This window comes from Streptomyces solicavernae, assembly GCF_029968095.1.
GTDB lineage: Bacteria > Actinomycetota > Actinomycetes > Streptomycetales > Streptomycetaceae > Streptomyces > Streptomyces solicavernae.
In genome coordinates, this window is the sequence record NZ_JASCIR010000041.1 from 1 (window position 1) to 12,911 (window position 12,911).

The window sequence follows — 12,911 nt, forward strand, 5'->3', positions numbered from 1 at the left end:
ATCTCCCTAGCAAGCGAGCAACGGCCCTACCGCGCCCCCGGAGTAGCCGCTCCGGGGGCGCTCGCCGTTGGGGATGCGGTGTGTGGTCAGCCCTGGTGGTGGGTGAGGTGGATCGTGGCGTTCCTGAAGCCCTCGGCCGCGAGGTCGCGGCGGATCTTCTCTTCGTAGTGCCTGGCCGGGACTCGCTTGTTGGCCGTGGTGTGGCCGGTCAGGTAGACCCGCTTGCCGGTCTTGGTGTTGGTCGCGAAGGCGGACCAGCCGATCTTCAGCATGGGAACTCCCTTGATCGAAGAGTGAGCATGGAAGGTGCCGTGCAGCCCTCACACCGCATAAGCGGCGGGGCAGCGCCCCGACAGCGGATTCGATCCGCCACCCATCACGGCTGAGTCGGGGCTGAGGCGTTGCTGATGTCTCCTTCGGGAACCCGAGCTCCCGGCGAAGGCGTATGGAGACGTGACCTTTCGGTCTAAGCCCTCCGGACTGCCAAGGGGTCCGGGTCCCTCGCCCCCACCGAAGCAGGGCCTCATGACCCCTGTAGGGGCCCTTTCTTGCAGGTCAAGCGGCTTCGCAAGCTCCCAGCCTTTGCGGGCCGGTCACTCACTCAGCTGTGTCTCAGAGTGCACTGTGAGGCAGAGTGCGTCAAGTCCCCTTGCGGAACAAGGAGTAAGGAGCGCTGGTTCTACCTCTGAGGCTTGGGCACTATGAGGCAGAGACAGAGACGAGACTTGGGGTGCAGATGGTCGAGTGGACCGGCAAGTTCGCCTACCAGCAGGTGGCTGATGACCTGCGGCGGCGTATCGCGGATGATGAGTTCGCCGAGTCCGGGCAGCTTCCGTCGCTCGCTCAGATCCAGGAGCGATACGAAGTGACGGTCACCGTTGCCCGCTCCGCCATCCGTCAGCTCACGACGGATGGACTTGCAGTGAGTCACCAGGGCAAGGGCGCCTTCCTTACGCCGGATGCCGCACGCACCGCCCAACTCGCTGATCCGGTCGGGACCATGGCCGAGTTGCGCCAGGAAGTTGAGAAGCTGCGCACCGAAGTCGGGGAGCTGCGTCGGCGCGTCGCGACCCTCGAAGGGGACTGAGTTTCCAGTGGGTTGACGTCGGGTCTGAGTGTCTGCGGCATGGGCCATGTGCACCTCCTCGTTCGGTGTGTGTTCTAGTTCACCGCCGCAGGGTCGAAACCGGTATCACGTCCCGCTACCTGACAAAGCCTCAGCGCTTTTATACATCCGCTTATACAAGCTCTATCGCCCAGTTACATGGGCCTACTCGGGCCGCTACACTCGCGGCGACGAGAAGCTATCTAGGAGGGGCAGATGGCTCGGCATAACCCGGAATGGAATCCTGAACTCCTGCGCAAGCATCGCAAGGAGATCGGGCTCACCCTGGAAGACACGGGTGAAAAGCTCCGTGAAATCGCGGAGCGTCATGGATTCAATATTGCCGCAAACTTCCAAACCATCTGGGGTCACGAGAAAGGGTCGGTCTATCCGGGTCCGCATTACCGCCGGGCCTATTGCCGACTCTATCGACGGAATGAAGCCCAACTTGGCTTCCGCCGAGCGCTGCCCGGAGAGGATGCCCCCGTGGAGTCCGCCACTGTCCTACTCCCTGCCCCACGAGGGCAATCACAAGACGATCAGCCAGAAGCCGTGCAGCGCGCGCTGAGCAGCATTCGGGAGGGCACCGACGATGTCGACGGTGGGATGCTTCGAAGCCGGGTACTTGATGCCTGGCGTCGCCGCACAAGTGGTGGTGTCACCGATGGCCCCACCGTCGTACTGGTCGGCGGCTTCGCTGGCTCCGGTAAGTCGGAGTTCGCCAAGTTCCTCGGTGGGCTGACCGGATGGCCGATCCTGGATAAGGACTCACTGACACGCCCGCTGGTGGATCAACTGTTGGTCGCGCTTGGCGGCGAGGCTCACGACCGGAGTTCCGCTCTGTATCGCGAGAAGGTTCGCCCTCTCGAATACCGTTGCCTCATGGAAGCGGCGTGGGACAACGTGGATTGCGGAATTTCCACAATCCTCGACGCCCCGTTCATCTCGGAGTTTTCGCAAACCGAGTGGATGCAGCGTTTCCAGAATCGCTGCCGCTCGAAGCGTGTTTCGGTCGCAACCATCTGGGTCGAATGTGACCCTGAATCCATGCGCGAGTACATCGAGTTCCGGGGTGCCGCTCGCGACGCTTGGAAGATGGAAGCGTGGGACGATTACGTCGCGACGCTGAACTTGGAGATGCGACCTCAAGGGCCCCACTTCGTCGTGGACAACCGGCTCGGCGCCGCTGTAGCCCTCGTTGACGAAGCGCGCGACGTGCTGAGTGGAGGTGCCCTGTGAAGTCCGGCGTCATCCTGTACGGCCCTCCTGGTTCAGGCAAGGACACCATCACTTCTGAACTCACGCGGCTTCGACCCGAGTTCGCGCTCTTCGAACGGCTCAAGGCCGGGCCTGGTCGTACGACGGGCTACAGGCTCACCACGGTGAACCACATTGAGGAACTGTCCCGCGCTGGTGAACTCCTCTACCGGAACGCTCGATACGACGCCGAGTACGCCATCGACCGGCAAGGCGTCGCGGCCCTTGCCGACTCAGGCCGCGTTCCCGTTCTCCACATGGGGCAGGTGGTCGGCGCCACAGCAGTGGCCGCATTCCCACTGCACTGGGTCAGGGTGCTCCTGTGGTGCGCCCTGACAGCCACCGAGTCACGTTCCATCGGCCGCGGCGACAAAGATGTTGATGCCCGCGTGAAGGTCTGGCACGAGACCCGGGAAGACCTTTTGGCGCACGCGGCCGAACCGTGGACCCTCGTCCTCAGAACCGACTTGCTCAACCCGACCGAGTCAGCCCAAGCCATCACCAAGGCTCTCTCAGAAGGTGCGCCGGCCGAGGAGCAGAACATCAGGGAACTTGTCGGGTGACAGTCGTCGGCATTCTGCATCCCGGCAGCATGGGCGCCGCCATCGCGGCTCAGGCGCGGCGTTCCGGGGCGGAAGTCCTTTGGTGCCCTGACGGGCGCGGCCAGGGCACGAAGGATCGCGCCGAGCGGTACGGCCTCTCGCCCGTGGGCGGACTTGATGAGATGGCCGACCGAGCCGACATCATCCTGAGCCTGTGCCCGCCCGCTGCTGCGGAGAACGTGGCGAGTGCCGTGGCGGCGTGCTCCTACGCCGGGATCTATGTCGACGGGAACGCCGTCTCTCCCGCGACGGTGGCGAGAATCAGTGGCATTCTAAGGTCGTCCGGAGCCACGGTCATTGATGGCGCGGTGGTCGGATCGCCGCCATCCGAGTCGAAGAGCCCGCGCCTGTACCTCTCGGGGCCGAGCGAGGATCTGCCGAGGGTTGTTCGACTGTTCTCGGGGAGCGCGGTTCAGACGCGGCTACTGGCGGGGGGCATCGGACAAGCCTCCGCCCTGAAGCTTTCGTACAGTAGTTACCAGAAGGCGAGCCGCGTACTTGCCGCTGTCGCGTACGCGCTCGCAAGTGAGCATGGGGTAGAGGCTGAGCTGCTCGATATCGCTCAGGGGCGTACGACCAGCTATCTAGCGGAGACGGACTACTTCCCCAAGGTCGCGGCTCGGGCGTGGCGATGGGGCCCGGAGATGAGGGAAGCGGCACACGCGCTCTCCGAGGTCGACCTGCCCTCGGAGCTGTCCGACGCTGCCGCCGCGGTTCTGGATCGCTGGGAAGGTCTCAAAGACGCCTCGCCCGATTTGGTGCTTACTCTCGAAGAGCTTCACTCAGCACCGCCGCACAGACCGGTCTAGCTGGTCCACCTCCGCAGCGCTTCGATGGCCTCCGCTCCGCTCGACACGACAATGTCGGGCCTGTGGGGGCCATCGGTCCATTCGCGCTCACCAGCCACCCATACGGTCTGCAATCCGGCAGCTCGCGCCCCTGCGATGTCGGTGTCCGGGTTGTCGCCAACCATCCACCCTCCAGCGCTCAGCGGGATGCCACACGCTGTGGCGGCAGCGTCGAACAAGGCGCGCTCTGGTTTCCGCGCGCCCACGCCTGCCGAGATGGTGACCGCGTCGAAGAGCGGGGCGAGCCCGCTCGCGTCGAGCTTGGCGCGCTGGATGTCGACCGCGCCGTTCGTCGCGATCCCTAGCGTCCATCCCTCGGCGCGGAGCGCTGAGAGGCTCTGTCGCACGCCAGGAAAGCAGTGCGCGGACCGAGCTACGCCGTCGATGTACTCACGCCACAGCTCCGCCGCGTCGTCGTGGAGCCCCAGGGCCTCACGCAGGTAAACGAAGTCATCGGGATACGCCCGGTCACGCAGGCGAGTACGTACGAGCGCCGCTGCTGTCTCCGGCAGCCCGCGCGAGCGGGCGAAGTCGGCCGCCCAGGCGTCCAGCCCGCCCTGTCGGTCGATCAGGGTGTTGTCAAGGTCGAAGAGAGCCAGCACTCGACGGACGTTACCCGCCGCACGCGGTGCAGCTCAGCGGCGTGCGCGATTGCCGAGGCGGGACCGCGCTGGGCCGTCTGTGGGCCGTCCGGCGCCGCCCCGGGTTGACCAACAACAACCAACAGCGACCACTCGACCGCATGCCAGAGACGGGCCACCGAATGAAGCCCCTGGCGCAGCGCGGCGCGCGACAGTCGGGCATGATCTGACACAGGCCGCTGCGAGAACAGGGCGCGGTGCCGGGACAACAGGGCGCGGTGCCCGGACAACAGGGCGCGGTGCCGCCGCGAAAACCGGGCACCGGTACAGACAGCCACCGTCGAGAAATGCAGAGGGAGACAGCGATGAGCGCAGCCGAAGGCGCCGACCGCAGCCTCGGGCAGCTGGTCGCCTCGGCGACCGCCGAGATGTCCGCGCTGGTGCACGACGAGATCGCGCTGGCCAAAGCGCAGTTGCGGCAGGACGTCAAGCGGGCCGGGATGGGCAGCGGTGCGTTCATCGCGGCCGTGGCGGTGCTGATTTTCTCGCTGCCGATGCTGAGCTTCGCCCTCGCGTACGGCATCCACGCGTGGACGGACTGGCATCTGTCCGTCTGCTTCCTGCTCTCCTTCGCGGCCAACGTGCTCGTCGCGGCGCTGCTCGCGCTGATCGGGCTCGTCATGTTCAAGAAGGCCAAGAAGGGCAAGGGCCCGCAGAAGACGGTCGCTTCGGCCAAGGAGACGGCCGCCGTCCTGCAGAACGTCAAGCCGCATCCGCGGCCCGTCCCCGCCTCTACCACGGGTCTGAGCATGGACAAGGCTGCGGACGCGAAGCCTGTGGCACGCTCGTCCTCATGACGGAACCCGCCACACCCGCCACCCCGGCCACCCCGGCCACCCCGGCCACCCCGGCCACCCCGGCCACCCCGGCCGCCTCCTCCGCCCCGCCGCCTTCCGTCGTACGGATCGGCATCCCCGGCGACCGCGAGGTGATCCACCGCGACGTGGCCGCCAACGGCGCGCGCTTCCACATCGCGGAGGTCGGCGACGGGCCGCTCGTGCTGCTCCTGCACGGCTTCCCGCAGTTCTGGTGGACGTGGCGGCACCAGCTGACGGCCCTGGCCGACGCCGGGTTCCGGGCCGTCGCCATGGACCTGCGCGGGGTGGGCGGCAGCGACCGCACCCCGCGCGGCTACGACCCGGCGAACCTCGCGCTCGACATCACCGGCGTGGTCCGCTCCCTCGGCGAGCCGGACGCGGCGCTCGTCGGCCATGACCTCGGCGGCTATCTGGCGTGGACGGCGGCGGTGATGCGGCCCAAGCTGGTGCGCCGGCTCGCGGTCTCCTCGATGCCGCACCCGCGCCGCTGGCGCTCGGCGATGCTCTCCGACGTCAAGCAGACCGCGGCCGGTTCGTACGTGTGGGGCTTCCAGCGGCCGTGGCTGCCGGAGCGGCAACTCGTCGCGGACGACGGCGCGTTGGTCGGCCGGCTGATCCGGGACTGGTCGGGGCCGCAGCTGCCGGAGGACGACGCGGTGGAGACGTACCGGCGGGCGATGTGCATTCCGTCTACGGCGCACTGCTCGATCGAGCCGTACCGCTGGATGGTGCGCTCGCTCGCGCGGCCGGACGGGATCCAGTTCAACCGGCGGATGAAGCGGCCGGTGCGGGTGCCGACGCTGCATCTGCACGGCTCGCTCGACCCGGTGATGCGCACGCGCAGCGCGGCGGGCTCCGGTGAGTACGTCGAAGCGCCGTACCGCTGGCGGCTGTTCGACGGGCTCGGGCACTTTCCGCACGAGGAGGACCCGGTCGCGTTCTCCACGGAGCTGGTGAACTGGCTGAAGGACGCGGAACCGGACCGGTAGCGGTTCTGACGGTCCGTTCGCCGCCCGTCGCACTACCGCACTACCGTCACTACCGCACTGCGGAAGCGAACTGCCGTTCTTCGAACGGCCACTTGCCCCGCGCATAGGCCGATTGGGCGCGGTGGGTGCGGTTACCGACCATGAGCCACGGGCAGACGTCCGGGTATGGGCTGGACGCACGACTACAGTGACGCAGCACGCAATCGCCGCTCGGCCGCAGCGCTGAGCTCCCAGCAGCGGGGTGGCCCGTCGGGTCGCCCCGAGCACCCCGCGCAAGCGGGCATGGGGATTCCCCGCATCCTCCGCCGCAGGGCCCGCTGGGTCTCGGCGCGGCTGCGGCACACCGCTCGCGACTGACGCCCGGACCCACGCCGCCTTACGGCTTCAGAGGGCGCAGCCTTCCGTGTCGACCTGCTGGTTCGCGGTGCTGCCGAGCTTGATGTCCGTACGGACCTCGTCGGCGGTCAGCGCGTACCCGGTCTCCGGGTCGTCCAGGGACTTGGCGAAGACCACGCCGTAGACCTTGCCGTCCGGGGTGAGCAGCGGGCCGCCGGAGTTGCCCTGGCGGACCGTCGCGTACAGCGAGTAGACGTCGCGCTGGACGGTGCCGCGGTGGTAGATGTCCGGGCCGTTGGCGTTGATGCGGCCGCGGACGCGGGCGGAGCGGACGTCGTACGCGCCGTTCTCCGGGAAGCCGGCGACGATCGCGCCGTCGCCGCTCGTCGCGTCCTCGTCGGTGAACTGCAGCGGTCTGGCCCGCAGGTCCGGCACGTCCAGTACGGCGATGTCGCGCTCCCAGTCGTAGAGCACGACCGTCGCGTCGTACCGCCGGCCCTCGCCGCCGATCTGGACCGTGGGCTCGTCGACTCCGCCGACCACGTGTGCGTTGGTCATGACGCGGTGCTCGTCGAAGACGAAGCCGGTGCCTTCCAGGACCTTGTTGCAGCTCGTGGCCGTGCCCACCACCTTGACGATGGAGTCCTTGGCGCGCTCCGCGACCGGGCTGTCGCGCAGCTTCGGGTCGGGGGCCTGGACCTCGGTGATCGGCTCGTTGGAGAACGGGCTGAAGACCTGCGGGAAGCCGTTCTGCGCGAGGACCGAGGAGAAGTCCGCGAACCAGGTGCTGGCCTGGCTGGGCAGCGCCGCAGAGACGCCCTGCAGCACCTTGGAGTTGCGCACCTCCTTGCCGAGCGTCGGCAGCGTCGTACCGGCGAGGGCGGAGCCGATCAGCCAGGCGACCAGGAGCATCGCCACGACGTTGACGAGGGCGCCGCCGGTGGCGTCCAGGGCGCGGGCCGGGGACCAGGTGATGTATCTGCGGAGCTTGTTGCCCAGGTGCGTGGTGAAGGCCTGGCCGACGGAGGCGCAGACGATCACCACGACGACGGCGACGACCGCGGCCGTGGTGCCGACCTCCTGCTCGTCGGTGAGGGCGTCCCAGACCACCGGCAGTACGTACACGGCGACCAGACCGCCGCCGAGGAAGCCGATCACCGAGAGGATGCCGACGACGAAGCCCTGGCGGTACCCGACGATGGCGAACCACACGGCGGCGACGAGCAGCAGTATGTCCAGCACGTTCACCGAATTAGTCCTCGCCTCGCATCATCTGTTCGATCTCGTGTCTCGGTTGTCCGGCCTCGTGCCGCGATCGGGTGCGGCCGTCCGGCACGCGGGCCCAAGCCTGTCATGCGTGCCAGTCGAGAGGGACCTCGTTCGAGCGGTCCCAGGGTCTCTCCCAGCCGGCGAAGTGCATCAGCCGGTCGATGATCCCGGCGGTGAAACCCCAGACCAGAGCGGATCCCACGAGGAACGCGGGCCCCTTGTGGCCACGCGGGTGCACGGCCGTCACACGGTTCGCGGGGTCCGTGAGATGTGCCACGGGGACCGTGAAGACCCGCGCGGTCTCGGCCGGGTCGACGACGCCGACCGGGCTCGGCCGGCGCCACCAGGCCAGTACGGGCGAGACCACGAAGCCGCTCACCGGGATGTAGAGCCTGGGCAGCACGCCGAAGATCTGCACGCCCGCCGGGTCGAGGCCGGTCTCCTCCTCGGCCTCCCGCAGCGCGGCACGCAGCGGGCCCGTGGTCAGCGGGTCACCGTCCTCCGGGTCGAGGGAGCCGCCGGGGAAGGAGGGCTGGCCGGCGTGCGAGCGCAGGGCGCTGGACCGCTCCATCAGCAGCAGCTCGGGGCCCGTCTCCGGGGTGCCCGCGCCGAACAGGATCAGCACCGCGGACTGCCTGCCCTCGCCGTTCTCCGGCGGCAGGAAGCGGCTCAGCTCGGCGGGCCGCACCGTGGCCGCGGCGTGCGCGACCGGCTTCAGCCACTCGGGCAGGCCTTCACTGCTCACCGTCACCGCGGCGTCGTACGTCTCGCTTGCGTGTGGCCCACGTGTCATGGGCACCCCCGTCCGTCCATGGCTTCACAACGTCGTGGAGCGCCCTGTTCGTTCCACCCCCGGGGCGCTCGGCTTCGTGTCCGGGGCGCCCGGTCTCGTGTCCGGGGCACCCGGCCTCGTGTCCGGGACACCCGGCCTCGCACCCGTGGCGCTCGGTCTCGTATCGCCTTCGTTCGCGGACGGGTCATCCGGCCGCCAGCGGGGGCGCGGCGGTGCCCGGGTAGTCCGGCGGGGGCTTCAGGCGCTGGCCGGGCAGGCCGCCCTTCTCGTACTTCAGGAGCTTCTGCGCCTTCTCGGGGTCCGTCTCGCCCTCGCCGTACGCCGGGCAGAGGTGGGCGATGGGGCAGGCTCCGCAGGCCGGCTTGCGGGCGTGGCAGATGCGGCGGCCATGGAAGATGATGCGGTGCGACAGCATCGTCCAGTCGCTCTTCGGAAAGATGTCGCAGATCAGCGCCTCGATCTTCTCCGGGTCCTCGGAGTCGGTCCACTTCCAGCGGCGTACGAGGCGGCCGAAGTGGGTGTCGACGGTGATGCCGGGGACGCCGAAGGCGTTGCCCAGGACGACGTTCGCCGTCTTGCGGCCCACGCCCGGGAGCTTGACCAGGTCCGCCAGGCGGCCGGGCACCTCGCCGCCGTGCCGGTCCCGCAGGGCGGCCGCGAGACCCATGATCGACTTGGTCTTGGCACGGAAGAAGCCGGTCGGCCGGATCAGCTCCTCGACGTCCTCCGGGTTGGCGGCGGCGAGGTCCTCGGGGGTCGGGTACGCGGCGAAGAGGCGCGGCGTCGTCTGGTTCACCCTCAGGTCGGTGGTCTGCGCCGAGAGCACCGTGGCGACGAGCAGCTGGAAGGGGTTCTCGAAGTCCAGCTCCGGGTGGGCGTACGGATAGACCTCGGCGAGCTCGCGGTTGATGCGGCGGGCGCGACGGACGAGGGAGAGCCTGGACTCGGGCTGAGAGATCTTAAGGGCGGGCTTGCTGGAGGGGGCCGCCTTCTTCGTGGCCGTCGCCTTCTTCGTGACCGTCGCCTTCTTCGTGACCGTCGCCTTCTTCGTGGCCGTCGGCGTCTTCTTGGTGGCCGTCGGCGTCTTCTCGGTCGGCTTGGCGGTGGTGGACTTCTGAGGGGGCGTCGCCTTCTTCGCCGTCCTCTTCGCCGCCGCAACCCGCTTCGTCGCCGTCGTGGCCTTCTTCGCTGGCACTCTCTCCACACCCTCCCCGTTCGTCCGTTTTGCCGCTTTCTTCGCGCTCCCCGAAAGCTGTTCGCCCACAGCGGAATCCCCGCGCTCCGCCACCGTCCCAGCCCCCCTCGTCCCGCGCTCTCACCGGCGTAATGGACACTCGGCCAGAGTAAAGCCAGCCACTGACATCCGCCGGTGACCCCGGGGAACAGACCCCGATTGGGCCCCCTGTCGCACAGGACGCCACACCGGTACGGCAAACTTGTGACTGATCACACTGTTTGGACCGTCCGGCATCATGGGGACCACGGACCCCGGTAGCAGGTCGACATAGGAGAGAAACTCGTGGACGACGTTCTGCGGCGCGCCCCGCTCTTCGCGGCGCTCGATGACGAGCAGGCGGCGGAGCTGCGCGCCTCCATGAGCGAGGTGACCCTCGCACGCAGCGAAGCGCTGTTCCACGAGGGCGACCCCGGTGACCGCCTGTACGTGGTCACCGAGGGCAAGGTGAAGCTGCACCGCACCTCCCCCGACGGGCGCGAGAACATGCTCGCCGTCCTCGGCCCCGGTGAGCTGATCGGCGAGCTGTCGCTGTTCGACCCGGGCCCGCGCACCGCCACCGCATCCGCCCTCACCGAGGTGAAGCTCCTCGGCCTCGGCCACGGCGACCTCCAGCCCTGGCTGAACGCCCGCCCCGAGGTCGCCTCCGCGCTGCTGCGCGCCGTGGCCCGGCGCCTGCGCAAGACCAACGACCAGATGTCCGACCTGGTCTTCTCGGACGTGCCCGGCCGGGTGGCCCGTGCGCTGCTCGACCTGTCGCGCCGCTTCGGCGTGCAGTCCGAGGAGGGCATCCACGTGGTGCACGACCTCACGCAGGAGGAGCTGGCCCAGCTGGTCGGCGCGTCCCGCGAGACGGTCAACAAGGCGCTGGCGGACTTCGCCGGGCGTGGCTGGCTGCGGCTTGAGGCTCGTGCGGTGATTCTGCTGGACGTTGAGCGGTTGGCCAAGCGGTCTCGCTAGCCGCGGGGTTGGCCGCGGGTTGCTCTTGTTTGAACGTTGCGGGGTTCCACCGGGTGCCGGTGGGGCCCCGTTTTCGTTCGTCTGACGCTGCGTCGTGGCCGGGCTTTCGCGCAGGGCCCCGCGCCCCTTTCGAGGCCACCTCAAGCCCCCTCAAGCCCCTCAAGCCTCAGATCAAGCCGTGCTCCCGCAAGTACTCCAACTGCGCCCGTACGGACAGTTCCGCCGCAGGCCACAGGGAGCGGTCCACGTCCGCGTAGACGTGGGCGACGACGTCGGACGGGGTGCGGTGGCCGTTCTCCACGGCCGTCTCGACCTGGGCGAGGCGGTGGGCGCGGTGGGCGAGGTAGAAGTCCACGGCGCCCTGCGCGTCCTCCAGGACCGGCCCGTGTCCCGGCAGCACCGTGTGCACGCCGTCGTCCACCGTCAGGGACCGCAGTCGGCGCAGCGAGTCGAGGTAGTCGCCGAGCCGGCCGTCGGGGTGCGCCACCACCGTCGTACCGCGTCCCAGGATCGTGTCGCCCGTCAGCACGGCCTGGTCGGCGGGGAGATGGAAGCTCAGGGAGTCCTCGGTGTGGCCCGGGGTCGGTACGACGCGCAGCTCCAGGCCGCCCGTAGTGATCACGTCGCCCGCGCCCAGGCCCTCGTCGCCCAGGCGCAGGGCGGGGTCCAGGGCCCTGACCTTCGTACGGGTGAGCTGCGCGAAGCGGGACGCGCCCTCCGCGTGGTCGGGGTGACCGTGCGTCAGGAGCGTGAGGGCGATCCGCTTGCCCGCCTGCTCGGCGATGCCGATGACCTGGCGCAGGTGGTCGTCGTCGAGCGGCCCGGGGTCGATCACCACGGCGAGGTCCGAGTCCGGCTCGGCGACGATCCAGGTGTTGGTGCCGTCGAGCGTCATCGCCGACGGGTTCGGGGCGAGGACGTTGATCGTGCGGTCGGTGGCGGGGCCGGAGAGCACCCCGCCGCGCGGCTGGCCGGGAAGGGCGGCGGCTTCGGTCATGCGGAGGGTCCCTCGGCGTTCGGGCCGTCGTGCGCGGCCGGGAGGTACTTGGTGAACTCTGCGTGCCCGGGCCAGGTGAGCACCAACTCACCGTTCTCCAGGCGGGCTTGGGCGATCACGGGCGTCAGGTCCCGGCCCGCCGCGGCGGCGAGGGCAGCGTCGGCCGTGTTGTACGCGCGGAGCTGGCGGAGCGTCGCGATGGTCGGCGGCATCATCAGGAGCTCGCCGCGGTCATAGCCGGCGGCGGCCTCGGCGGGGGTGATCCACACCGTGCGGTCGGCCTCCGTCGACACGTTCCGCGTGCGCTGGCCCTCGGGGAGCGCGGCGACGAAGAACCAGGTGTCGTAGCGGCGGGGCTCGAACTCGGGGGTGATCCAGCGCGTCCAGGCGCCGAGCAGGTCGCTGCGCAGGACCAGGCCGCGGCGGTCCAGGAACTCGGCGAAGGAGAGGTCGCGGCGGACGAGTGCCTCGCGGTCGGCCTCCCAGTCGGCGCCCGTGGTGTCCGACACGACGGAGTCGGGCGCGGGGCCGGCGAGCAGCACCCCCGCCTCCTCGTACGTCTCGCGCACGGCGGCGCAGACGATCGCCTGGGCCTCGGTCGCCTCGCTGACGCCGAGCCTCGCGGCCCACTCGGTGCGGTCCGGTCCTGCCCAGGCGACGAGGCGTTCGTGATCGCGCGGGTCGACGCCGCCGCCCGGATACGCGTACGCGCCCCCGGCGAAGGCCATGGAGGCGCGTCTGCGCAGCATGTGTACGGCGATGCCACCGGCCCCGGGGAGCGCGGCCCCGGCGCCCTCGCCTCCCCGGGTGTCCCGGGTGTCCTTGGTGTCCTTGGTGGCCTCGGTGGCCTCGGTGGCCTCGGTGGCCTCGGTGGCCTCGGTGGCCTCGGTGGCCTCGGTGGCCTCGGTGGCCTCGGTGTCCTTGAGGAGCATGACCGTGGCCGCCCGGCGCGGCGGCACCGGCGTCAGGGTGCCGTCCGCGAGCGCACGCATACGGTCCGGCCACTCGGGTGGATACCACTGCCCATTCGCCATGGGCGGAGGCTATCCGCTGTGGCGCGGA

The 12,911-nt window shown here is 69.3% G+C and carries 15 protein-coding genes; 8 read left to right on the top strand and 7 right to left on the bottom strand.

Annotation, left to right across the window (positions count from 1 at the left end; all coding sequences use genetic code 11):
- Positions 1-86: 86 nt before the first annotated feature.
- Positions 87-272, bottom strand: a complete 186-nt coding sequence (locus tag QIS99_RS28870) for a hypothetical protein (RefSeq protein WP_282516653.1) — start codon at positions 270-272, stop codon at positions 87-89.
- 464 nt (positions 273-736) lie between these two features.
- Here QIS99_RS28870 and QIS99_RS28875 point away from each other — a divergent pair, with 464 nt between their 5' ends.
- From QIS99_RS28875 to QIS99_RS28890, 4 genes are all read left to right on the top strand, one after another.
- Entirely contained in the window at positions 737-1,087 is a 351-nt protein-coding gene (locus QIS99_RS28875; RefSeq protein ID WP_282516654.1) for a GntR family transcriptional regulator, read from the top strand.
- Between the two features lie 234 nt (positions 1,088-1,321).
- Positions 1,322-2,344, top strand: coding sequence for an AAA family ATPase (locus QIS99_RS28880; RefSeq protein WP_282516655.1), 1,023 nt, complete (start codon positions 1,322-1,324; stop codon positions 2,342-2,344).
- Complete coding sequence (locus QIS99_RS28885) at positions 2,341-2,925, top strand: ATP-binding protein (protein ID WP_282516656.1); 585 nt, start codon at positions 2,341-2,343, stop codon at positions 2,923-2,925. Before QIS99_RS28880 ends, QIS99_RS28885 begins: the two co-directional genes overlap by 4 nt.
- Complete coding sequence (locus tag QIS99_RS28890) at positions 2,922-3,773, top strand: NAD(P)-dependent oxidoreductase (RefSeq protein ID WP_282516657.1); 852 nt, start codon at positions 2,922-2,924, stop codon at positions 3,771-3,773. Before QIS99_RS28885 ends, QIS99_RS28890 begins: the two co-directional genes overlap by 4 nt.
- Here the strand turns inward: QIS99_RS28890 and QIS99_RS28895 are convergent.
- Complete coding sequence (locus tag QIS99_RS28895; RefSeq protein WP_282516658.1) at positions 3,770-4,414, bottom strand: HAD family hydrolase; 645 nt, start codon at positions 4,412-4,414, stop codon at positions 3,770-3,772. The two genes, QIS99_RS28890 and QIS99_RS28895, sit on opposite strands and share 4 nt — an antisense overlap.
- A 344-nt stretch (positions 4,415-4,758) precedes the next feature.
- Between QIS99_RS28895 and QIS99_RS28900 the strand changes: the two genes are divergently transcribed.
- From QIS99_RS28900 to QIS99_RS28910, 3 genes are all read left to right on the top strand, one after another.
- Positions 4,759-5,250, top strand: coding sequence for a phage holin family protein (locus tag QIS99_RS28900; RefSeq protein WP_282516659.1), 492 nt, complete (start codon positions 4,759-4,761; stop codon positions 5,248-5,250).
- Positions 5,247-6,260: an alpha/beta fold hydrolase gene (locus QIS99_RS28905; protein WP_282516660.1), complete on the top strand. Its 1,014-nt coding sequence runs from the start codon at positions 5,247-5,249 to the stop codon at positions 6,258-6,260. The genes QIS99_RS28900 and QIS99_RS28905 overlap by 4 nt, the downstream gene beginning before the upstream one ends.
- Before the next feature lie 165 nt (positions 6,261-6,425).
- Complete coding sequence (locus QIS99_RS28910) at positions 6,426-6,617, top strand: hypothetical protein (RefSeq protein ID WP_282516661.1); 192 nt, start codon at positions 6,426-6,428, stop codon at positions 6,615-6,617.
- Between the two features lie 27 nt (positions 6,618-6,644).
- Here QIS99_RS28910 and QIS99_RS28915 read toward each other — a convergent pair whose 3' ends face one another.
- From QIS99_RS28915 to nth, 3 genes are all read right to left on the bottom strand, one after another.
- On the bottom strand, positions 6,645-7,844 hold the full coding sequence (locus QIS99_RS28915; protein WP_282516662.1) for a MarP family serine protease: 1,200 nt from the start codon (positions 7,842-7,844) through the stop codon (positions 6,645-6,647).
- 103 nt (positions 7,845-7,947) lie between these two features.
- A complete protein-coding gene (locus tag QIS99_RS28920; protein WP_282516663.1) occupies positions 7,948-8,658 on the bottom strand; it encodes an NUDIX hydrolase in 711 nt (236 codons plus the stop codon).
- Between the two features lie 184 nt (positions 8,659-8,842).
- Positions 8,843-9,853, bottom strand: coding sequence for an endonuclease III (gene nth / locus QIS99_RS28925; RefSeq protein WP_408909658.1), 1,011 nt, complete (start codon positions 9,851-9,853; stop codon positions 8,843-8,845).
- A gap of 324 nt (positions 9,854-10,177) precedes the next feature.
- Between nth and QIS99_RS28930 the strand changes: the two genes are divergently transcribed.
- Positions 10,178-10,852: a Crp/Fnr family transcriptional regulator gene (locus QIS99_RS28930; protein WP_282516665.1), complete on the top strand. Its 675-nt coding sequence runs from the start codon at positions 10,178-10,180 to the stop codon at positions 10,850-10,852.
- Between the two features lie 166 nt (positions 10,853-11,018).
- Here QIS99_RS28930 and QIS99_RS28935 read toward each other — a convergent pair whose 3' ends face one another.
- Together QIS99_RS28935 and QIS99_RS28940 are read right to left on the bottom strand one after the other, a co-directional pair.
- On the bottom strand, positions 11,019-11,849 hold the full coding sequence (locus QIS99_RS28935; protein WP_282516666.1) for an MBL fold metallo-hydrolase: 831 nt from the start codon (positions 11,847-11,849) through the stop codon (positions 11,019-11,021).
- Entirely contained in the window at positions 11,846-12,883 is a 1,038-nt protein-coding gene (locus tag QIS99_RS28940; protein ID WP_282516667.1) for an NUDIX hydrolase, read from the bottom strand. Before QIS99_RS28940 ends, QIS99_RS28935 begins: the two co-directional genes overlap by 4 nt.
- Positions 12,884-12,911 lie beyond the last annotated feature (28 nt).

Bases quoted from the DNA above. Each gene is read 5' to 3' on its own strand.
- QIS99_RS28870 (WP_282516653.1), bottom strand. From the start codon at position 272: ATGCTGAAGATCGGCTGGTCCGCCTTCGCGACCAACACCAAGACCGGC.
- QIS99_RS28875 (WP_282516654.1), top strand. From the start codon at position 737: ATGGTCGAGTGGACCGGCAAGTTCGCCTACCAGCAGGTGGCTGATGAC.
- QIS99_RS28920 (WP_282516663.1), bottom strand. From the start codon at position 8,658: ATGACACGTGGGCCACACGCAAGCGAGACGTACGACGCCGCGGTGACG.
- QIS99_RS28905 (WP_282516660.1), top strand. From the start codon at position 5,247: ATGACGGAACCCGCCACACCCGCCACCCCGGCCACCCCGGCCACCCCG.
- QIS99_RS28935 (WP_282516666.1), bottom strand. From the start codon at position 11,849: ATGACCGAAGCCGCCGCCCTTCCCGGCCAGCCGCGCGGCGGGGTGCTC.
- QIS99_RS28880 (WP_282516655.1), top strand. From the start codon at position 1,322: ATGGCTCGGCATAACCCGGAATGGAATCCTGAACTCCTGCGCAAGCAT.
- QIS99_RS28910 (WP_282516661.1), top strand. From the start codon at position 6,426: ATGGGCTGGACGCACGACTACAGTGACGCAGCACGCAATCGCCGCTCG.
- QIS99_RS28900 (WP_282516659.1), top strand. From the start codon at position 4,759: ATGAGCGCAGCCGAAGGCGCCGACCGCAGCCTCGGGCAGCTGGTCGCC.
- QIS99_RS28940 (WP_282516667.1), bottom strand. From the start codon at position 12,883: ATGGCGAATGGGCAGTGGTATCCACCCGAGTGGCCGGACCGTATGCGT.